Below are 20,361 nucleotides of genomic sequence, written 5' to 3' on the forward strand. Positions count from 1 at the left end.
GAACGTACGGGTTGTATCTCCGCGCCACTTATACCGCTCTGCAGCTGATAACGACCGCCGATTCCGGTGGCATCGGCGGCAGCGGCAACCCGACTCCGCGCAGTGTCGCACCAGAAAGGACGACGTTGCCCTCAATGAGGTCGCGGAGCAGATCTGTCTGCTGCGTGAAATGAGGCGCAACCGGGACGCTGATCGCTTGCAGCCGATAGCGCCGTTCCGGATCGAGGCCATTGACCGTCAGCGGCTGCATATAGCGAGCACGCTCTTCATTGCGCCGGTAAACGGCAATGAGCGCTGATCCGAGATCCTTGGCCGTTACCTGCAGCCACGCACAAGGCCCTTCTGACCCACCCTGCCGCAGCGTGCCTCCGTGCACGACATTGCGCCACTCCTTGTAAACGGAGATCCAGTATGCAAGTTCGGTTCGTTCGGTAACGTCAAGTAGCCTAACATCCATTTCCAGGCCGAGATGCCCGAACAGTGCTGCCGCCGCTCGGAAGGCCAGCATGTGCTGACGGCCGGTAGTATGGGAAAGCGCCGGCCCGATATGGGCGCCCATGACTTCAGGGGGAAAGAAACGCAGGAAGCCCCGTTGAATATCGATACGCGTCAATGCGTCGTTGCAGTCGCTGGTCCATACGCGATGCATGTGCGAAAGCACGCCATAATCGGCTCTCCCGCCACCGGACGCGCAGCTTTCGATTTCCACTTCCGGGTGGGCCGCACGCAGGCGTGCGAGTAGTCGATAGAGGGCATTCGTCTGTAGCCGGTAGGCAGCACGGCCATCATGCCCGGCAGCGGCGAGATCGCGGTTCATGTCCCACTTCAGATAGCTGATCGGGTATTCGCGCAGCAACCCATCCAGTTGATCGAACACACATTCGAAAACCTGCCCATTGGCGAGATCAAGGACCAGTTGATTGCGCCCCGTCACCACGGGACGCCCTTCGAGCCGCAATACCCATTCCGGGTGAGCGCGATGGAGATTGCTATCCGGGTTCACCATCTCCGGTTCCACCCATAAGCCGAACTGCATGCCGAGGGCGCGCACGTGATCGACGAGCGGAGTCAAGCCGTGCGGATATTTGTGCGTATCCGGCTGCCAGTCACCGAGCCCGGCGCGGTCGCTGCTTCGTCCGTGGAACCAGCCATCATCCAGCACAAAGCGTTCGACGCCGACTTCAGCCCCGACGCTCGCCAGTGCTTTGAGGCCGACAAGATCATGGTTGCAATACACGGCTTCCCAGGTATTGAGATGAACTGGGCGGGGTGCCATCTGATTGCCCGGCCAACTCAATACGTGTTGCCGAACGAAGTGATGGAAATTGGCACTCAGGCCATTCAGGCCGCATAAGCTGAACGACAGATGCGCAGTCGGCGTGCGGTAGCGCTCTCCGGCGCGAAGTACGACCTCGCCAGGCGCGAGCCATTCGCCCATCTGTAACTGACGACGACCGTCCGACAACGGTTCGATGAGTATCGTGTGATTTCCGCTCCAACCCAGGTGGGCGCCGAAAACGCCCCCCGTATCATCGGCCAGCGTGGTACCGGTCATCACGCCCGGGAACGAATCGTGTGACGTGCGCCCCCGCCGATTGTCGCGACGCCATGTGCCGATACCGAGGGGTTCGCGGGCCTCATGGAACTCCAGCGTCCATCGCCCCGAGAAACCCAGTACCTGATCGGTTCGGGGCGGTAACGGAATGCAGGCCGCCGCCAGCCAATCGAGCCTGAACTCCGTGTCGCCAAAATTTTCGACTTCAGCCCACGTACTTACGACATCCGATCCCGATTCCAACGCATAGCCGAGTTTCACCCTCAGTCGGGCAAGTTCGTCACTCAACGTGATGAGCAGCGCGTGTCCGCTCCTGTCGATACTGTCCTGTTTGAAATTCAGCGCCCAGTCAAGATCTCCCTCATTACCCGGACGGCTCCCTGCGATCGCCGGTTGGTTGAACCAGCCAAAGCCGTGTGTCGACAGCACGCTCAGAGGGGGATCACCGTCGAGCAGCGTCGGTGGCGGCGGCCGCATTCCGGCAGCAGGCCAGATGTCGTCGCATTCGCCAAGACGTGCTCCGAAATGGCGCAAGATAGGCACTCCGTCGGCGACCGGTTCCAGCAGCAGGCTGATGCCTTCGCTCGCGAGGTGGACAAACGGGGTTTCGGGCATTCGGTTATCCCTTGGTGGCGCCCATCGCGAGGCCCGCAATAAAGTGTTTTTGCCTGAGGAAGAACACGAGTACCGGCGGAAGAGCTGCAACAATGGAACCGGCGGATACAAGTTGCCATTGCGCCACCCATTGCCCATTCAGCGCTTTCAGCCCTGCAGTAACCGGCATTGCATGGTCACCCTGGATCAACACCGTCGCCCAGAAATAGTCGTTCCAGACAAACGTAAAGATGAGCACGGACAACGCTGCGACGGCCGGCTTCACAAGGGGTAGCACGATCTTGAGGAAGATCTTGAACTCGGTCGCGCCTTCAATGCGGGCCGCGTCGATCAATTCGATAGGCAGTTCGCGGATAAAGCTCCTCATGAAGAACGTACAGAAGCCGCTTTGAAACGCGAGATGAAACAACACCAGGCCTGGCACCGAGTCATACAATCCCCATCGCAGGCTAAGTGCACGTACCGGAACCATGAGGATCTGGAACGGCACGAAATTTCCCCCAACGAATAGGAAGAATACCGGCAGATTCAACCGGAACCGGTAGATTCCCAGCGCGAAACCGGAAAGGCAACTCAGCGCAAGCGCGCCAGCAACGGCGGGAACAGTGATCAAGAAACTATTGAGGATGTAGCGCGCGAGTGGCGTGTACTGAAAAATCGCAACATAGTTCTCGATCGGTTGCCACTGGTTCGGCAGTCCCCAATAGTTTCCCGCACGCAGGTCCGCCGGTCCTCGGATCGATGTGAGTGCGATGGCAATCAGCGGCAAAAGCCAGATCGCCAGCGCCAACGGGAGTGCAATTCGATACAGGTATTGAACGGATTTGCTCGTTCGATCAATCGGCATCGGAAACACTTAGTCATGCTCCTTTTCCCGTCGGTGGATACGCATCAGCACGAATCCGATGTAGACCAGCATGATCAGAAACAACACTGTCGCAATGGCTGAGCCATAGCCCATTCGATAGCCATATTCGCTAAGTGCCTGCTCGTACATGTAGTAGGCAAGTACTCGGGAGGATCCGTAAGGACCGCCTTGGGTCATGACCGAGATCATGTCGAAGCTACGCAGTGCGCCGACAACGGTCACGACTACAGCGACGAACGTCGCGGAGCGCAACTGCGGCAATACGACCCGCGTCAACATCTTCCAGCCCCCCGCCCCCTCCAGGCGAGCCGCCTCGATGAGGTCGGCCCGCACGTTGTTGAGCCCGGTCAGATAGAGAATCATGCAATAGGCGATCTGCGGATAAAGACCGGCTGCCACGACGCCGTACGTGACGAATCTGTCGTCCGACAGCACGGCAACCGGAACGACGCCGAAAAAATGAAGGAAGTGAAAGAGCAAGCCATTGCTCGGATCATAGAACCAGCTGAAGACGAGGCCGATCACTGCCTGCGAGATGACAAACGGGAAAAAAAACAGCGACTTGATGACGCGCACACCGAATACCGCCTGATTGAGAAACAGCGCCATGAACAATCCGGCGGGAATCGCGAGAAGATAGCCGATCAGCCAGATCAGGTTGTTCTTCAGCGCGCTCAGAAAATCCGGATCGCGATACAGCTCCACGTAATTGGCGAAACCGATGTACCGGGCTTTGCCCAGTCCGTCCCATTCGTAGAAGCTAAGCCCGATCGACTGGAATACCGGTGCTATCACGTAGATCGCGAAGACGATCAGCGCCGGGGCAAGAAAGAGCCACGGTGCGATGCCGCGCTGATGGCGTTGCCAGGCCGATACGCGATCCGGTCGAAAGGTCGTGTTCACTAGTCTCTCCCCTGGTGGCCCAAACTCACTTGTATACGCGCTTGCGCACCTGCTCCAGACGCTCCAGCACTGTCTGGCGAGCATCGGGTTTCAGCATGTAGCGCTGAAATCCATCCATGCCCGCTTTTGCCATCTCTGCGGGTGCGTCGCGGTCGTAGAATTGAGAGAGTCCGCTGGCGTTCGCAAGGAGCACGAGGCCCGCCTTCAGATAGGGATCGGCCGGCGGCGCCGCATCCTTGTTGACCGGCAGTTCTTTCAGGATCTGGCTGACCTTGCTTTGGACATCTGCACGGGACATATAGACCAGCAAGCGTCGCGCGTCCGTCTTGTTTTTCGCCTTTGAGGGGATATGTACCGTATCGATCGGTGCTTCTTCCGAACGAGGCAGATCGGGGGTGATGGTCGGAAACGGCGTGAAACCGAGCTTGTCAGGACCGAGGCCTGCCTCCTGCATGGGCGCGACCGCAAAACTCCCCATCAGATACATTGCAGCGTCGCCCTTCACCAGCGCCGGAACGGCTTCCTCCCACGTGTAGGATGCATGATCAGGAAGGAAGTATCCTGGCTTCGTTAGTTCATCCCACCGATCGAATACGGCCTGCACGCGTTTGTCGGTGTAGGGGATCTTGCCGCTTGTGAAATCCATGTGAAACGCATAGCCGTTCACGCGGAGATTCAGATAATCGAACCAGCTTGCGGTAGTCCACGTCTGCTTCGTGCCGATCGCAAACGGCACAATGCCGCTCGCCTTGAGCTTCGCGCATGCGTCGAGCAACGCTTTCCAGGTGGTCGGCGGCTGGATACCCAGTTTCGCGAAAATGTCCTTGCGATAGTAGATGCCCCATTGGTAGTAGAGGTAGGGAATGCCCCATTTCTTGCCGTCGATTGTCATCGAGTCAGCCGCGGTCTTGAGCTTCTCGCTCAATCCGTTCTGCGTCCACAGATCGGTTACATCGTCGAACAGTCCCGCGTCGACGAACGGGGCCATCCTGTGCCCTGCGTACCAGGTCACCACGTCAGGGGGATTCGCCGTCAGGAAATTGCGGATCGAGGTCTTGTAGCCTTCGTGATCGAACGTGTTCATTTTTACGTCCACGTCCGGGTTCTCTGCTTCGAAGCCCTTCACGATCGCCTCGAAGGCCGCTTTCGCAGCCGGATCCGACGTGTCCGAATTGAGTACCAGCGTCCCGGCACTCGCCGATACCGCAACCGCCGTGCACAACGTCGCCATGGCTATGGCGAGCCCGCATACACGAATGCTCATTCCAATCTCCTCCAATGTGCGCCGTGTGCGACGCAGCTGTAAATCAGGCAGCGAGAGGGGCAACCAGTGCCGAGTCTTCGATACAGCGAGGCACCGATTCGCCGCGCGAGTCGAAAACATGCACGGCCGTCGGCGGAACGGGCACGGCGAGACGCTGCCCGGCTCGAACATGCACTGTGCCCGGCATCTTGGCCACCCACGGGGCATGCTCGTTGCCGCTGCGCAGATAGACGTAAGTGACATCCCCCAGCCGCTCCTGCCACTGGACTTCCCGGACCAGATGCTGGGTATCGCCTCCCAGTCCCGTATCCTCCGGACGCATCCCGAGCGTCACCGTCTCGCCCAACGGTATACGTCGCGCGTCGACCCACGCGTCAAGCATCTCGCCTCCAGATAACCTGGCCCTGGCAATTCGTTCGGATGCCGATACAAGGGTGGCTGAAACGAAGTTCATCTTCGGCGATCCGATGAAACCCGCCACGAACAGATTCCGAGGTCGGTGATACAACTCCAGCGGCGCACCGCATTGCGCGATGCTGCCCTCTTGATCCACGGCCTTGCCCGAATTCAAGAGCACGATCCGATCGGCAAGGGTCATGGCCTCGACCTGGTCGTGCGTCACGTAGATGGTGGAGGCGCAACCACTGTCGCGATGTATTTTCGCGATCTCGTAACGCGTCTGCGTCCGCAGGGCCGCATCCAGATTCGAAAGCGGTTCGTCGAACAGAAACACACCCGGCTCGCGGACGATCGCGCGACCGATCGCCACCCGCTGCCGTTGTCCGCCGGACAGCGCTTTGGGGAGACGGCCCAACAGATGCTCCAGTTGCAGAATGCGCGCAGCCCGTCCCACCTTTTCGCGAATCACACCCTTGTCGACCTTGGCCAGCGTCAGACCAAAGGCCATGTTCTCGTAGACCGTCATGTGGGGAAAGAGCGCGTAGCTTTGGAATACCATTGCGACACGGCGCTGCGCTGGCGGCACATCGTTCATCTTCCGGTCGCCGATGAACAGTTCGCCGCCGGTGATGTCTTCCAGGCCGGCAATCATGCGCAGCAGAGTCGACTTGCCGCAGCCCGAGGCGCCGACGAACACGCAAAACTCACCTTGTGCGACATCCAGGTCGACGCCTCGAATGATTGGTTCGTGATTGCCATAGGATTTGAATACGCCCTTGAGCGCGATGCTTGACATAGGTACCTCTGCGAAACCGTTAATGCCAAAGAAGGCCGATTGTCCTCAGGGCGAAACCTGAACCACAGCGCTGCTACCCGGCGCGACAGAGACGTCCGCGTAGGTATATGCAGGACCGTTGCTTCCTTCCGGCTGCTCGGTCTTCAGTGCCTGATTCGCGCCGTTGACCACAATGCTGCGATACGTTCCGGGAAAACGTGCATGCCACGAGTACGTCGGACCGCCGGACGAACTGGTGTTGGAGAGCGTGCTCTTGGTCGCGCCGTCGTGCCGAAGCGTGATCTTGCCGTTGCCGACCGGGATACTGGTGACCTGAAGCCAGCCTATTGAACTTGGCAACTGCGAAGCGGTCGTGATCTTATTGTCCGCGGCTTCGGGCTGCACGCCGAGCAAGCCCTGAACGACTTGCCCGATGAGTGTGAAGGACACCTCAGGATAGTCACCGTTCACAAAGTTGGCGCCATAGCCGCCATGCACGCTATTGATCCGGTTATAGATGTATTGCATCCAAGCCCAGCCGGTCGTGCCGTCGTGAACGGCAAAGAAGGCGTCGGGCAAATAGGTGATCGCCTCGAGGTTGGGCGGCGTGGAGCCGGCTTTGAGCGCCGTGGTGTTGAGCCAGCTCATGTAGTCGTTGCGAGGCGTGCCCGCTTTCATGATGCCTTTCATCGGCGGGAACCAGCTCATTTCGGCGCCCCAGGCTGTCGACGAGGCCGCCTTGGAATCGTAACTTCGAATCACGTTCGTCGAGTTCGCCGAACTGGTGCTCGAATCGAGACCACTCCAGGTGCCGGCGTTGTAATAGGTCTGCAGATCGCCGGCCTTTTGCGCGTAGTCGCTTGCCGTCGTTGGATCGCCGTTGGCCGTGGCCAACGCTGCCATGGCCAGATAGGCCTGGTATTGGCTCGACAGCACGTCCGCCGCCTCCACCGGGCTGCCCCCGGTGCCTTCGTTGTAGCTGGCGACGCCCTTGAATATGTCGCTGCCGCTCTCTTGCGCGATATTGACCTGCCGGCCGTTGGCGGTGCCGTCCTTAAGCGTTCCGTAGTGGTTGCTTACGAAGGTGCTGACCGTATTCCTGACGAACGGGTACAGCTTACCGTTCTTGTCGGTGTAACCGGCGTCGCCGGTCCACTTATAGCCATCGCTCACCCGCTGCGCAAGTTCGAAGGGTGCAGGCAGTTCGCGGACAAATGACGAATCGCTTGTATAGTCGATCGAGCCGGGGGTGGCGCCGTCGAAGTTGAGCGACCAGACCGGATATCCGTCCGCCTTCACCGAGCCCGCAAAGGCATTCAACATGGCCTTGTTCTGCTCATCCAGTCCGAGGATGTGCGCGCCGACGAACTGGTGCGCAAAATCTCGGGAGTAGAAGTCCGAACGGAATGGATAGCCTGCCCAATAGCTGGACGCGTAGGTCGCCGTCGTGGTCCCGCTTTTGTTGTTTTCGTCCATATTGATCACGCCGGTCGCACCGGTGTAACGGACCCACGAATTCGCTTTCACCTTTGCCCAGTTGAACATTGCAACGAGCGTATTGCCGTCGGTGGAACCGTCCGACGAGATCTGTGGATCGTTCGGTGCGGATGGCACGATCTCGATGTCGTCGATGTTGATCCATTGACGGCCGCTCGACGAGTTGAAGCCGATCCTGACGGAGTCACCCGTTTTCACGGCCAGGCGCGGCAGCGTGTACTTGATGTAGTTGGTCGTGGATACCGCCGACGGTATCGTGATCGTTTGCGCGCTATTGTTGCCTACTTGAATAGAAAACGTTCCGCCGCTGCCTGCTGTCGACCCGTCCGAGCCCACGGTAGCAACCGAGATCCATGCAGAAAAGTCGAAGGTGCCATCGACCGGCGACGTAATGGTCTGTGAGATCGAGTTTCCGTCGCTCCCGTTCAAGTACGCGGCATACACGCCCGAGTGCGTGTTGTTCGTTGCGCATCCAGCGCCGGATACGCCCCACGAGCCGGAGCAACCGCGACTCGAGCCGGCCTCGAAACCCGGGTCATTGAACTGCAGCGTGGCAGCGCATGCGAATGCGGGCACGACGACCTGCATCGCCAACGCGACGGGGACGGCCACCAGGCCAGCACGAGAGCGGCGCGGCAGCCGCTGAAAGTTATGCAACATCGCTTCCGCCTCCTGTTCAGGGCGCCCGTCAGTGGCGCTTGACTACTGTTTCAGGGGGCGAGAACGGCGGCGAGGGATCTCACGTTGGAGTTCGAGTCGCCTGTATAGACCCAGATCCCAATGTTGCTACTATCCACGCAAGTGGAGATACCGGTCGCACTATTCGGCCTGAGCGAATAAGTCAGGGAATCACTCGAACCATTCGCAAATGTCCGGGTCACGGTGCAATGCGTATTCGTGCCTGCGTTGCGAAATCCGGGTGCCCAATGGAAGCCCTGGTTGCTTGCCACCGTGGCCAGATCGGTATCGAACCCCAAGTCGGTTTCGGTCATCCCGTTGGCGTCGAGTACCTTCTGGGTGACGGCGACATTGATCGTTACATTCTTCTGTTTGTTATAAATCGGGATATTGTCGACCTTAACGAAATTGCCCTTCGTGAACGTGGGCGGAAGGCCGCTGAGCGTAGAGAGAACGCTGTTCGGCGCATCGTAATCGACACCAAGGACTTTTGTGATCACGTCGGAAACCATGGCAAACGCTACTTCCGGATAAGTATTGTTGCCATGGTCAACCTGCCATTTAGCCAATCTTGTCAGCCATTTCCAGGCCGTATCACGCTGGTTTGCGTTGTAGAACGCCGTCGGAAGATAGGTATGCGACTCGATCCCCGGGTAAGCAAGATCGCCTTTTGTCCTATACAGGTTCTCCGATTGGGTATCGACGTAGTTCGCCTGACTCGCCAGCCTTGCCGAGTCGGTAATCACGCCCTTGTAAAGCGGAAAGATATTCGGCTCCTGAGCGTAATAATCGTAATAATTCAGACTATTATAATTCGACGAGTCATAGGTGTTATCCGTCGTACCAACGAGTCCAACGGAGAAATGACTTGAATTCGACAAATACCAATTCGCGTTGAAATTATTCGACAACGTATCGTATTTGTTCGTAACGTTTGTCGTGTCGCTCGCCGACTTCAAGGCTGTGTAGGCCGAAATCGCGCGGTAATAGGCGATCTCGCTCGACGCCATGTCGCCGCCGAGGAGGATCGCGAGATTGGTCGGAAGGTTGTTTCCGCGATCGTGGACGAACTCGTTATAAGTGGCTGCCTCGCCGTTCTGGACGCGCGCCATCCGGAAACCATCGGAATTGATGTACTTATTGTTGCTGACGTTGGTAAAGCCATTGTTGATGTTGTTCGTATAGTTCGTGAAGTCCACACCGAGATAGCGGTTATCCGCAGTCAAGCGATACATTTTTGCGATATTTTCGCCGATCTCGAATGGCGCTGGCGACTCGTCGTTCTGCTCGTAGATCTTGCCGTTCGCGCCGATCGCCCAATAGGGTGCCTTGACACCGCCGTTGTCATGCAGGGGCGTCACGAAATGGTCCGCCATTTGATAGTTCTGTTCGTAATATCCGAGGTAGTACGCCCCCGTCGCCTGGTGGACGTAGTCTCGCGAGTAATAGGCGCAGCGGTTCTGAATGGCCGCAAGATAGCCTGGACTGAGGTCCTGGGTCGACGACGGACAGCGCGGATCGCTCTGTGCGCTCGGCCATCCGAGCCCATTCGGGGACGGTGTGGTGAAGAATGCCCAGTTGTCGGCAATGAAGTTTAGCTTGCGAGCCAGAGCTACAGCCTTGTTGAATCCATCCGCCACCGTTGTTTGATCAGCATTCGGTGTCGGCTCACTGGAGGTCGCGGTCAATTCTGCGGCAGCCGCCTCGATACGGCTGCAAAGCAAGCTACTGACAGCCAGGGCGAAAATCAGGGTTCTGGGTCTTGATTTGCGCTTTCTTTGGGGCCAAAGGTCGGCCACCGATCTGGTGCCACCATCGTGTCCGGCAGACTCGCATTCTTGTAACGTCTTTGAATCAGCATCCATATTTCGATCTCCTCCGATCAAGAGACATGCCAGGAAAACGCAAGCCGAAGTGCTGTCAAAATGGCGGTGTAAATCTGGATATTAATCAGTTGTACAAATCAAATAGCGCGCGATCGATGTTGCTTGCCAAGCCAGTCAACTTCAGGGAATACCGCTGCCACAGGATTGCCGCACGATCAACGGCACAGTTCCCTTCACTCGATCTGGTGCCGGATGTTTGCCACTAATCAGCTGGAGGAGCATGGATGCCGCAGCGCCCCCCTCCTTGCACGGCTCGGTACGCATCGTCGTGAGTGGCGGCGCTGCATATGCAGCAAGCGGAATATCGTCAAAACCGACAATCGCTACGTCTTCCGGAATTCTTAGCCCCGCATCCCTCAGCGCAGCCATTGCGCCAAACGCGATCGTATCGTTGCCGGCAAAGAGTGCGGAGAAGCCCAGCCGGTGCGCAAGCATGACGCGCATTGCGTCAAAGCCGCTTTGCGCACTGTAATTTCCATATGCGATCCATGCGGGATTGACATCAACGCAAGCGGCCTCCAACGCGTCGCGATACCCGAGCAGACGTTCCCTTGCGATCTGGCAATCTTCCGACGCAAAGCCGATATGCGCGATCCTCGAATGTCCGAGCGCAAGCAAATGCGATGTGGCGCGTCGTGCTGCGTCCCGGTTGTCGGCCTCGATACTATGGACGTCCTTGTGCTCGGTCAGGCCTGAACCGAAGACGACCAACGGAAAGCCGCTCGCACCCAGCTCGCACATATACGCTTCGTCGAGGCGGCGAGGATTCAGGACGATCAGACCATCGATCCGCCCGCTTTCGACGAGATCGAGAAACTCGCCGGCGCGGCTCGTCTCCGCGACCGGTTCCAGCAGAACCTTGTAGCCGTGCGCGTGACACGTCAGGTTGACGCCCGCAAGAAACCTCGGAATGTATGCGTCTACATTGACGTTCGCGTGGTCGCCTTGCGGGATCAGCAGTGCGACGGTTCGTGTTGCACCGCTAACCAGCGAGCGGGCCATGGCGTTCGGCACATAGCCGAGCTGGTTAGCAGCAAGCAATATGCGTTCGCGCGTTTCGAGGCTGATTCCCGTGTCGGGCACATTGTTCAGCACGAACGAAACGGCGGTACGCGACACGCCCGCCAGCTTTGCTACCTGACTACTTGTTACGCGTTTCGTTGGCTTGGGTCGGAACATATTGGTTTGCGATTCCTTGATACATGCGCTTGTCGGAAGATCGTCTGTCACGTGAAGTGAGTCGAATTCGACTGTTACATCTCCTGCGTGGGCGATCGCGGAAACGATCATCAACCGGGGCGCATCAATCCTTTTCGGATATTGGTTTTATAGCCACTTCGGAAGCGAAGCGCTCTCTCGCTGCACGGCCCTCTCGGAAATTGATCTGATTTACTAACACGAGTTAGATACTAGGCAACTCCCATGGTTAGGGCAAGCAGATTGCCATAGGTATCTTCCCTAGACCCATAAGCGGCCAGCCAGCTCGTCTTGACGAGCGAGCTTAGGTCGCGGTCGAGAGAGGCAGCCAGTGATGCGCCAGCAGCGCGTCGATGTCACTGCCCTTGTGCATCGGCGTGCGTGTCAGGACGTGCTTCAGATTGGCGAGTGGATCGCGTCCCCTCCGTTGCGCCGAGCGGATCAAGCTCGTAATGGTGGCCGCGCACAGACCCGCACGCAGCGATCCAACGAACAACCAAGACCGGCCAACCACGGCGGCATGCCGCCATGCTTGAACTAAGTCTCGCTCAAAATGGCTACTATTGATTGATGACACGAAGAAACTCGTTGCGAGCTTGGACATTCTGGTCGAATTCGCCAACGAAGGATTGCGTGATTACGCGCTCGTCGCCGCGACGATTTTCACCCATGAGCAAGCACAGTTGTTCAGCTTCGATCATGCACGCTGCTCCCAGCGCTTTACCGAAATTAACAAGTGCTGTTGCAATCTCGTTTGCAATCCACTCTTGGTACGTGAAACGGTGGCTGATCGCATCTATCATCCGAGCGATACGTCCAAAGCCATGCAGGCGCCCTCCAGGCAGGTAGGCCACGTGGGCTACACCGCGAAATGGCAGCAAGTAATGTGGGGCAAACACCATGGACAGCGATGCTGCGGATGATCACCATATCTTTCCGGTGATCATCGAAGCCCGCGCCCAGCGCCTCCGCAGGATCAACATCGTAGCCGTCGAGTAAACGCTTCTGCCAGAGTTCGCACACACGTTGTGCCGTGCGGCCTGTATGTGAAGCGTCTATTTCAATGCCGCTAGCTTTGAGCATTCTACCGATCGCCATTTCGAATGCGCCGGGATCGAACTGACGGGTACGCCGAATTTCCATAGGCGATTGATTGTGCGTATCGCATTCGCTTTCATTCTCATTTTTAATCATGCCGCCTTCTCTTATAAACGTCGAAAAATTTTCAAAATGTCCTTATCCTGTTGAAATGCCATTCTCCGTTCCATTAGATCCTGCCAGAATTCAACATCTACCTTTTCAATGACGTACACCTCGATGCCAGAATAGCGGCACCGGAATGCCTCCAGTAGTGGTGGCAGCAACCGTAGCGAAGAGCTTGCGCGAAAGTGCCCATACGCTGCATGCTTACGGTCGGCCTAGCGACAAACTATCCGCACGATCCTCGACGCGATAGCCCTGACACATGGATCAGACGTCCGTCCAATGGCGATAAGTTGCGGCCTGCCCTCGATATATGCCATCGCGATCGACTAAATTCCAGACGGTCACATTCACGATCCAGAACAGTCTTCCCGACTTGGCAATGCGCAATCCACGATAGTTGGTTGCAAAGCCGCGGGTTCGTACAGCTTCGAGCAATTGTTCACGCTCGTGCCGGTTAGGGCGAGCAGCGGAAAGCCGTGAACGTAAAGCTGTCATCTCGGCCCAGCTGTATTCAAAGCAACGTTGTGCTGCTTTGTTTGCATAGATGAACCGCGGATCCTCATCCGTGTTGTGAGCCACTACACAAAATGGTGCGTCTTCGTATAGCCAGCGGGCGGCATCCGTGCCACGTATTGTCTGGCTCAATAGAGGCGCACCGGTCAGTCGGAGGTGGCTATCCGCCAGGAGATCGAAAAAGAGGAAATCCGTGGCTGGAGAAATTGGCATTGGACTGTGCTCATGAAGGTCATCGGTATGCGGTGCTCGTCAGAATATGGCTGCAGTAGACCTCTGACAGTGGCTTGCCCTCTGCAATCGGCGCGTCTTCGGGTCAAATAACTGTAACTGTCGGGATACGAGAATCCGGATCACCGACATTGGACGCTGTTCAGATTGGCAGCACGGCCGACCAGCATTTTGTCGGGCAAGGCCACGGCCGCAAGCTGATTGTCGCAGTCTTCGACCAGCGCCATCAGATGCTTCCGCCCGATGAACGGGTTGCCGTTCAGGTCGCGAGTTTCGCCGATGAACAACGCGACTGGACACTTGTTCTTTCCGGGCGGCCTGTGCAGGTCGCTATTAGTCCGGCTCGGACTTGATCGTTAACGAAGCGTCCGGGGTACCAGCATAGAACACGATCAGTTCAACCGGTTCATCGCCACTTTGGCCCCGATGCGGTGCATTAACCATCTCAGGTAGCACGTCTCCCGGCCCGATCGCTATTGTCTTCCCGTCGCTCTTTCGGATCACCGCCAGCTGGCCAGAAAGAACATAGGCGACGTTGATTACCGGATGGATATGCCACGGCAGTTCGCTATGTGCCGCGATCTTATAGCGCAGTACCGATACCTCTGGCTGGCCATCCGGATACGCTCGATATTGAACGCCGTCCCACGAGCGCGTTGTTTTCAGCAACTGTGTCACTTCGACCTGGGGCTCCACCGCCGCCGCCGTCGGAATATACATGGTGCTGGCAAGCAAAGGCAGCGCAGATGCCACGATAGTTATAACGCGCGTTCGGACTGAGGGATGGTAAAGCATAAATCAAGCTCCTTCGCTGAATAATGAGGTTGCTCGGTAAACGCTGATTGGTAGACTCATCGCCGTCGTTGCCGACAAGGCAGCTTGCAACGCTAAGAACGACGAAATAATTCGTCGCAATCGAGGCACGTTTTTCTCGCATACTGGTCCCACTTCTTGCATTTTCATGCACATGGCGGATTTCCCTATGGATTGAACACCGCACCTGGCTGCCGCGCGCCCCCTCACCGGGCGCCGTTCATCTCGTCGCGCTGTCCACGTCAATGCACGGGCGTCGTGGCCTGCTGCCGCGCCATCGACCGTACGGATCGGGATGCCGTCACCTGTGCAAACGTACGGGCAGCGGACGGAGCGAGGCTATCGTCACGGCCGCCTCCTGCGAGTACAAGCGCGGCACATACGACAGATAGCCTCTGGATATCGAGTCACCAAGTATCGAATTCGAAGACGCGACGCATAGTTATCCATCTGTAGATGGTGTCTGCAGGGCTATGCTACTCAGCTTGAATCATAAAAATTCTCAACGATTGTCACGAGGAGCATTGACCCTGCCCCGAATCCACGTGACCTGAGTAACCGTGTTGAATGTCAAGCTGTGAGAGGTTGATTTTGAGCATTCAGGTGGTTACGGGCGATGGCATTTAGGTGCGTGATGAGCTTGCGCATGCAGGCAATCAAGGCCACTTTCTTGAGTTTGCCTGCGGCAACCAAACGTTCGTAGAAAGCGCGGACGGCCGGATTGAATCGAGTCGCGGTGAGCGTCGCCATGTACAGCGCACGTCGTACCTCAAAGCGCCCGCCGGCGATGCGTCTACGGCCTCTGATGGAACCAGAGTCCTTGGCATAAGGTGCCACGCCGACCAAGGCGCAGATTTGGCGCCGATTGAGATGACCCAGTTCAGGCAATTCCGCAATCAAGGTTGTCGCGGCGACACGGCCCACGCCCGCCACGTCCTGCAACAGCTTGGACATGACGGCGCGGTGCTGCTCGACGTGACTGAGCATCTTGGCGTCGACGTCGTTAAGCTGACACGCAATGGCTTCGAGCAATGCCTGAATGCTCGGGCGTGTGACCGGGCGAGCCAGGCGCAGGCGCTGCCGCTCGGAAAGTCGCATAGCCACAAGCTGGCGTCGTCGGGTGACCAGAGCCGCCAGATCCTGCTGCGCGGGATCGCTCAGCGGACGCACGAAGCGCTCGCAGTCAGGACGTTGGGCCAGTACGGCAGCGAATTCGGCTAGGGTGGCGGCATCAATGCGGTCGGTCTTGGCCAGGCGCTGCATCGCACGAGCGAAGTCACGAGCCATGCGCGGGTTGATCACCGCCACGCGCAGCCCGACTGCCTGCAGCGTGCACGCCAATGCCGCCTCATAGCCACCCGTGGCCTCCATCAGCACGAGTCCGGGTTGCAGCTTCGCCAGAGCGTCGGCCAGAACGACGTGCCCCTCGGTGTCGTTGCTGATATGCGTCAGTTCGGCTGGCAAGGTTGCCCCGAGACACGCCACATCGACATGGGTACTCGCCACATCGATGCCCACCATTACGGATGATCCAGACATGGTCTTCATATCCCTTTCTTGTGCATGCGAGCTGGTATCAAACCGCTCGACTAACCGTTCGGGCATCGGGAAGACCAGCACGGAGGACGTGCGCAATCGACTCAGGTACGAACTGGCAAGCAGACTCGCCGACTCTAGACGATTCCAGGCTACACGGCCCGGTCCGGTCACCTTAGCGGTAACCAGACTGTACCGCGCTGATCTGGTTTAAACATACAAGACGATTCTTGTAGCCATTTGGCAAGTGAGTTCTCTTTTATCCTAGAGGCAAGGAGAACTCGATGAAGAAGCGATTTACCGACGAGCAGATCATTCGGATCTTGCGCGAGGCCGAGAGTCGGGACGAGCCGGTGAAAGATCTGTGCAAGCGCCACAACATCTCGGAACAGACGTTCTATCGTTGGCGCAACAAGTTCGGCGGCATGGATGTGCCCGACGCCCGTCGGCTCAAGGATCTGGAATCGGAGAACGAGCGACTCAAGCGCCTGATTGCCAATTGCTGGTTATCGACGGCCTGAAGGAATTCAGCGGAAAAAAATGAGCACCCCAACGGGCCGGCGCGAAGCGCTGGAAGTCCTGACCCGGCGAGGTCTCTCGCAACGCAAGGCATGTTGCTATCTGGGGCTGAGCCGCCGGGTGGCGGCCTATACGCTCAAGCAACCAGAGAAGGATCGGAGTCTGGGCGAGCAACTGATGGCGGCCGCGCAGGGAGTGCCGCGCTTCGGCTACCGGCGGATGTCGGCCTGGCCGGCATCCGCCGGGTGGCGGCCTATACGCTCAAGCAACCAGAGAAGGATCGGAGTCTGGGCGAGCAACTGATGGCGGCCGCGCAGGGAGTGCCGCGCTTCGGCTACCGGCGGATGTCGGCCTGGCCGGCGCTGGGCGAATCGCGCGTGCGGAGAATGTGGCGAGCCTTGCAGCTCAACATTCCGCGGCGGCGTCCTCGCCGTCGTCGTTGTGGCAACGACATTCGCTTGCCCGGTGCGACACAGCCGAATTCGGTATGGAGCTACGACTTCGTGCACGACCAGTTGGTGGACGGGCGGGCGTTGAAGATGCTTTGCGTGATCGATGAATACACCCGCGAGTGCCTGGCGATCGAAGTCGGCGCCAGCTTACGGTCGCAGGATGTGATCTTGACGCTGTCGCGACTGATGCGGCTGTACGGCAAGCCCGCGTTCGTTCGGTCTGACAACGGCGCTGAATTTACCGCTGCCAAGGTCATGCGCTGGCTACGAGACGCTGCAATCGGTCCGGCCTTCATCGCGCCCGGCAGTCCGTGGCAAAACGGATTCGTCGAGAGCTTTAACGGCAAGCTGCGTGACGAATTGCTGAACCGGGAATGGTTCCGCAGCCGCGCGGAGGCCAAGGTGCTCATCGAACGCTGGCGGCAGTTCTACAACGAGCGCCGGCCCCATAGCGCGCATCGCTATCAACCTCCTGCCACGGTCCGTCGAGCCTGGCTGGATTCCGATAATATCGACGCGAGACTCACTGCCTGATTGGCTACAAAATTCCACCGCAGGTCAATTACCCACATGATCAAAAATGGCGCCACGGCCAGCAGCACCGGCGTCATCCAGACGCGCGCCACGGTCGCGCCCCCGAGCATGACGTCGGATAGATCGCGCCGAAACATCAGGCCGGGTACTCCGGCCGCCTCTTCCCATCCATTCAAGTAGGAGCGGCCGACCACGTAGGCAAGACCGGTGACCAGGGTCAGCGCGAGGGCGCTTGCCTCGAACACGTGCGCCGCAACATAGTGGCCGACGCGCTGCCCAATCGATGGCGACGAATCAGCCGCACCGGGCGTATCCAGAGTCTCAACGCTTTCGCTATTCGATAAAGGGGTGTCCGTCATCACGACTCCCGCTTGTCATCGAGCCGGGCGCGGGCCGCCGCGATTGACTGGTGTAGCTTCGCTTGCAGTGCCTCACGCGGCGGCAGCACGGTGAGATACTCGGCAACGTGAATGCCGCTTTTGCCGAGTTCCAGCAATTCGATCTGTTCTTGCTTTTTGCCCGCACACAGGATGATGCCGATCGGCGGCGCTTCATCCGGTTCCTGCTCGTGCTTCGCGAGCCAACGCAAGTACAGCTCCATCTGACTCTTGCACTCGGCCTTGAAGGAACCGAGCTTCAGTTCGATGGCGACCAGACGCTTGAGCTTGCGGTTGTAGAACAGCAGATCAAGATAGAAGTCGTCATCGTCGATAGGAAGTCGTTTCTGGCGCGCAACAAACGTGAAGCCCGCGCCGAGCTCCAGTAGGAACTGTTCCATCTCGCGCAGGATCGCATCCTCGAGATCGCGCTCCAGACAGTGATCATTGAGGCCGAGAAAGTCGAGTATGTACGGATCTTTCAGCACGAGGTCAGGCGTCATCTGCTGCGCGTCGCGCAGGTGCGCCACTTCGCGCCGGATCACTTCGTCGGGTTGCCGCGAAAGCGCGCTGCGCTCGAACAGCATCGATTGCATCCGCTCCTGCAACTGCCGCGACGACCAGCGCTCCAGACGACAGAGTTCAATGTAGAAGTCGCGCTTGAGCGGGTCTTCAACGTACATCAACATCTTCAGATGGGTCCAACTCAATTCTCTCCGCAGTGCGGAGAGAATTGGTTCATCCGGAAACACCTCGGCCGCCCGGATGCAGTGGCGCAATTGCTGCTCGCTCCACCCCCTGCCGTACTCGCCTCTCAGTTGACGTGCGAGCGCGGGGAGGATTGTTGTCCGTAGCCCGCGCGCTCACCGCCCAGCACATCATCTCGAATGCGCCGACCAACCTGCCAATAAAGTAGGGTCAGTTCTGCGTTGACTGCCGCGGCCGCTTGGGCGCGTGCCGAATCAATCATGCGGCGGATGTCGGTCAAGAGGGACGCGGGGACGAGTTCGGTCATCTTGTCAGGAACGGAGGAATCGGCGGGCCGGCGCGCGCCAGCAGTGGCCACGTTACCGGAATCTCAGCAACGGCGGAACCCTGCCAGGCGCTCCCCCAATTCTCTCCGCACCGCGGAGAGAATTCAGCCACCGGCCCGCCAAGGCCCTCGTCTGTCACCGAGCTAAATGTGCGCGCGCGCAATTGAGCTTCAGCGCCGCCAGAGGCAAAGCCACCCTCCAGTCGCCGCGCCCGGATCGAAGAACCTCCAGGCCCGCGTGCAGCGCAATGCCCAATGAACCCGCCCACCGGCACGTCGTCGCCCGCGCCAGAAATACAGAGGCGCCGGAACAGTGCCGGCCCCGCTTTTCAATCGCCGCGGTGGGAGCGCTCAATTCCCCAAGGGGTGTGCCGCGCACGCGGAGGCTTCGCCTATGTCCCGGAATGAAGGGGAACATAGCCCTTACTATGTTCCCCTTCATTCCGCCGGATCCTACCTCGACATGGACCACTTCGGCGGAGCGCATCGTGCCCCTCTTTCACTGCACAACCGCGCACGTCCTAACTCGCCCCCTGAAGTTTCTACGTAAAAACTGTCAAACTTCCGCGTCCACACGCGCACCACACGTCGGTCGCACTAGCTTGCAAACTTATCCGTCTATCAATGCGCATCAGACGCTCGGTGTGATTCGCGACCGCAGTCAAACAACGCTCGTTTCCCAGTCCGATTTGATCGGCAAGCCAAAGTCCGGATTCGCCACGCAACTCGACGAACACTAAAAAAACACTAAAAATCGTGGCGCGAACCGGTGCTCGGTAAATATCGGCGGCTCACCCGTTCGAAGGCTCTTTCCAGTTGGAGCGTCGATGGATTCCACCGCACCCCCACGGAACACCACAGACATCACAATTCATTTAACTTTCCGTGAGGACTTCGACACCGGCCGGTGCCTACGATAGGCGCATGTTTTCAGGACCTGCTTCCAGGAGCCCATCATGCCCACCCGCAGACATCTGCTGTTCGCCGGCGCCACCGGCCTCGCCACGCTCGCGGCGCTGTCGTCCGCCGGCCGCCGCGCGCTGGTCGGCCGCGCGTTCGCCGCGCCGCCGGCCGCCCCGCGGACAGCCGCCCCATACGAAATCACCCTCAGCGACGCCGAATGGCATCGCCGGCTCACGCCCGCCCAGTACACGATCCTGCGCGAAGCCGGCACCGAGCGGCCGTACAGCAGCCCGTTGAACGACGAGCACCGGGCCGGCACGTTCGCGTGCGCCGGCTGCGATCTGGCGCTGTTCGCGTCGGCCACCAAGTTCGACAGCCATACGGGCTGGCCGAGCTTCTGGAAGCCGCTCGACCACGCGGTCGGCACCAACGCCGACGCGTCGTTCGGGATGGTCCGCACCGAAGTGCACTGCCGCCGCTGCGGCGGCCATCTCGGCCACGTGTTCGACGACGGGCCGCCGCCGACCGGCCTGCGCTACTGCATGAACGGGCTCGCGCTCACCTTCCACCCGGCCGCCGCCTGATCCGGCCCCGCTCCCGACCGACT

General features: G+C 58.8%; 15 protein-coding genes and 4 pseudogenes. 3 read left to right on the top strand and 16 right to left on the bottom strand.

The genetic code is table 11. The features are described 5' to 3' along the window. Positions 1 to 28 precede the first annotated feature (28 nt). The 14 genes and pseudogenes from R9B84_RS20875 to R9B84_RS20940 all read right to left on the bottom strand — a co-directional run bounded on the left by R9B84_RS20875 (position 29) and on the right by R9B84_RS20940 (position 15,921). Positions 29 to 2,170 (bottom strand): alpha-galactosidase, encoded by a 2,142-nt coding sequence (locus tag R9B84_RS20875; RefSeq protein WP_423760252.1) that lies wholly within the window; start codon positions 2,168 to 2,170, stop codon positions 29 to 31. 4 nt (positions 2,171 to 2,174) lie between these two features. Next, positions 2,175 to 3,026, bottom strand: a complete 852-nt coding sequence (locus R9B84_RS20880) for a carbohydrate ABC transporter permease (RefSeq protein ID WP_423760253.1) — start codon at positions 3,024 to 3,026, stop codon at positions 2,175 to 2,177. Next, positions 3,027 to 3,941: a carbohydrate ABC transporter permease gene (locus tag R9B84_RS20885; RefSeq protein WP_423760254.1), complete on the bottom strand. Its 915-nt coding sequence runs from the start codon at positions 3,939 to 3,941 to the stop codon at positions 3,027 to 3,029. Positions 3,942 to 3,966: 25 nt separating this feature from the next. Next, positions 3,967 to 5,205 (bottom strand): ABC transporter substrate-binding protein, encoded by a 1,239-nt coding sequence (locus tag R9B84_RS20890; RefSeq protein WP_423760255.1) that lies wholly within the window; start codon positions 5,203 to 5,205, stop codon positions 3,967 to 3,969. A 43-nt stretch (positions 5,206 to 5,248) separates the two neighbouring features. Further along, positions 5,249 to 6,400 (bottom strand): ABC transporter ATP-binding protein, encoded by a 1,152-nt coding sequence (locus R9B84_RS20895; RefSeq protein WP_423760256.1) that lies wholly within the window; start codon positions 6,398 to 6,400, stop codon positions 5,249 to 5,251. A 45-nt stretch (positions 6,401 to 6,445) separates the two neighbouring features. Next, on the bottom strand, positions 6,446 to 8,536 hold the full coding sequence (locus tag R9B84_RS20900) for a hypothetical protein (protein ID WP_423760257.1): 2,091 nt from the start codon (positions 8,534 to 8,536) through the stop codon (positions 6,446 to 6,448). Positions 8,537 to 8,586: 50 nt separating this feature from the next. After that, positions 8,587 to 10,419 carry a hypothetical protein gene (locus tag R9B84_RS20905; protein WP_423760258.1) on the bottom strand — a complete coding sequence of 611 codons (1,833 nt, stop codon included), beginning with the start codon at positions 10,417 to 10,419 and terminating at the stop codon, positions 8,587 to 8,589. Between the two features lie 141 nt (positions 10,420 to 10,560). Continuing rightward, positions 10,561 to 11,730: a LacI family DNA-binding transcriptional regulator gene (locus R9B84_RS20910; RefSeq protein WP_423761011.1), complete on the bottom strand. Its 1,170-nt coding sequence runs from the start codon at positions 11,728 to 11,730 to the stop codon at positions 10,561 to 10,563. 211 nt (positions 11,731 to 11,941) lie between these two features. Further along, positions 11,942 to 12,241, bottom strand: coding sequence for a transposase domain-containing protein (locus R9B84_RS20915; protein WP_423760259.1), 300 nt, complete (start codon positions 12,239 to 12,241; stop codon positions 11,942 to 11,944). Continuing rightward, positions 12,198 to 12,831: pseudogene (gene folE, locus R9B84_RS20920) on the bottom strand (GTP cyclohydrolase I FolE). The gene R9B84_RS20915 and the pseudogene folE overlap by 44 nt, the downstream one beginning before the upstream one ends. 276 nt (positions 12,832 to 13,107) lie before the next feature. Beyond that, positions 13,108 to 13,569 (bottom strand): MEKHLA domain-containing protein, encoded by a 462-nt coding sequence (locus tag R9B84_RS20925; RefSeq protein ID WP_423760260.1) that lies wholly within the window; start codon positions 13,567 to 13,569, stop codon positions 13,108 to 13,110. A gap of 140 nt (positions 13,570 to 13,709) precedes the next feature. Further along, positions 13,710 to 13,874, bottom strand: coding sequence for a hypothetical protein (locus R9B84_RS20930; protein ID WP_423760261.1), 165 nt, complete (start codon positions 13,872 to 13,874; stop codon positions 13,710 to 13,712). A gap of 46 nt (positions 13,875 to 13,920) precedes the next feature. After that, on the bottom strand, positions 13,921 to 14,382 hold the full coding sequence (locus R9B84_RS20935; RefSeq protein ID WP_423760262.1) for a cupin domain-containing protein: 462 nt from the start codon (positions 14,380 to 14,382) through the stop codon (positions 13,921 to 13,923). 588 nt (positions 14,383 to 14,970) lie between these two features. Further along, a complete protein-coding gene (locus tag R9B84_RS20940) occupies positions 14,971 to 15,921 on the bottom strand; it encodes an IS110 family transposase (RefSeq protein ID WP_423761012.1) in 951 nt (316 codons plus the stop codon). Positions 15,922 to 16,220: 299 nt separating this feature from the next. Here R9B84_RS20940 and R9B84_RS20945 point away from each other — a divergent pair. Beyond that, positions 16,221 to 16,652: pseudogene (locus tag R9B84_RS20945) on the top strand (transposase); the annotation flags it as partial. Between the two features lie 57 nt (positions 16,653 to 16,709). Next, positions 16,710 to 17,441 (top strand): annotated as a pseudogene (locus R9B84_RS20950) (IS3 family transposase); the annotation flags it as partial. On the opposite strand, the gene R9B84_RS20955 reads toward R9B84_RS20950, so the two are convergent. Both R9B84_RS20955 and R9B84_RS20960 read right to left on the bottom strand, forming a co-directional pair. Continuing rightward, entirely contained in the window at positions 17,372 to 17,800 is a 429-nt protein-coding gene (locus R9B84_RS20955; RefSeq protein ID WP_423760263.1) for a hypothetical protein, read from the bottom strand. The pseudogene R9B84_RS20950 and the gene R9B84_RS20955 sit on opposite strands and share 70 nt — an antisense overlap. Further along, positions 17,800 to 18,833, bottom strand: a pseudogene (locus tag R9B84_RS20960) (PDDEXK nuclease domain-containing protein). The gene R9B84_RS20955 and the pseudogene R9B84_RS20960 overlap by 1 nt, the downstream one beginning before the upstream one ends. A gap of 974 nt (positions 18,834 to 19,807) precedes the next feature. On the opposite strand from R9B84_RS20960, the gene msrB reads away from it, so the two are divergent. Next, on the top strand, positions 19,808 to 20,338 hold the full coding sequence (msrB, locus tag R9B84_RS20965; protein ID WP_423760264.1) for a peptide-methionine (R)-S-oxide reductase MsrB: 531 nt from the start codon (positions 19,808 to 19,810) through the stop codon (positions 20,336 to 20,338). Positions 20,339 to 20,361: the final 23 nt, after the last annotated feature.

The sequence above is a fragment of the Burkholderia sp. NLJ2 genome (genome assembly GCF_049487195.1).
In the GTDB taxonomy this organism is placed as follows: domain Bacteria; phylum Pseudomonadota; class Gammaproteobacteria; order Burkholderiales; family Burkholderiaceae; genus Burkholderia; species Burkholderia pyrrocinia.

Bases quoted from the DNA above. Each gene is read 5' to 3' on its own strand.
- R9B84_RS20875 (WP_423760252.1), bottom strand. From the start codon at position 2,170: ATGCCCGAAACCCCGTTTGTCCACCTCGCGAGCGAAGGCATCAGCCTG.
- R9B84_RS20890 (WP_423760255.1), bottom strand. From the start codon at position 5,205: ATGAGCATTCGTGTATGCGGGCTCGCCATAGCCATGGCGACGTTGTGC.
- R9B84_RS20895 (WP_423760256.1), bottom strand. From the start codon at position 6,400: ATGTCAAGCATCGCGCTCAAGGGCGTATTCAAATCCTATGGCAATCAC.
- R9B84_RS20900 (WP_423760257.1), bottom strand. From the start codon at position 8,536: ATGTTGCATAACTTTCAGCGGCTGCCGCGCCGCTCTCGTGCTGGCCTG.
- R9B84_RS20905 (WP_423760258.1), bottom strand. From the start codon at position 10,419: ATGGATGCTGATTCAAAGACGTTACAAGAATGCGAGTCTGCCGGACAC.
- R9B84_RS20910 (WP_423761011.1), bottom strand. From the start codon at position 11,730: ATGATCGTTTCCGCGATCGCCCACGCAGGAGATGTAACAGTCGAATTC.
- R9B84_RS20915 (WP_423760259.1), bottom strand. From the start codon at position 12,241: ATGTCCAAGCTCGCAACGAGTTTCTTCGTGTCATCAATCAATAGTAGC.
- R9B84_RS20925 (WP_423760260.1), bottom strand. From the start codon at position 13,569: ATGCCAATTTCTCCAGCCACGGATTTCCTCTTTTTCGATCTCCTGGCG.
- R9B84_RS20935 (WP_423760262.1), bottom strand. From the start codon at position 14,382: ATGCTTTACCATCCCTCAGTCCGAACGCGCGTTATAACTATCGTGGCA.
- R9B84_RS20940 (WP_423761012.1), bottom strand. From the start codon at position 15,921: ATGGTGGGCATCGATGTGGCGAGTACCCATGTCGATGTGGCGTGTCTC.
- R9B84_RS20955 (WP_423760263.1), bottom strand. From the start codon at position 17,800: ATGACGGACACCCCTTTATCGAATAGCGAAAGCGTTGAGACTCTGGAT.
- msrB (WP_423760264.1), top strand. From the start codon at position 19,808: ATGCCCACCCGCAGACATCTGCTGTTCGCCGGCGCCACCGGCCTCGCC.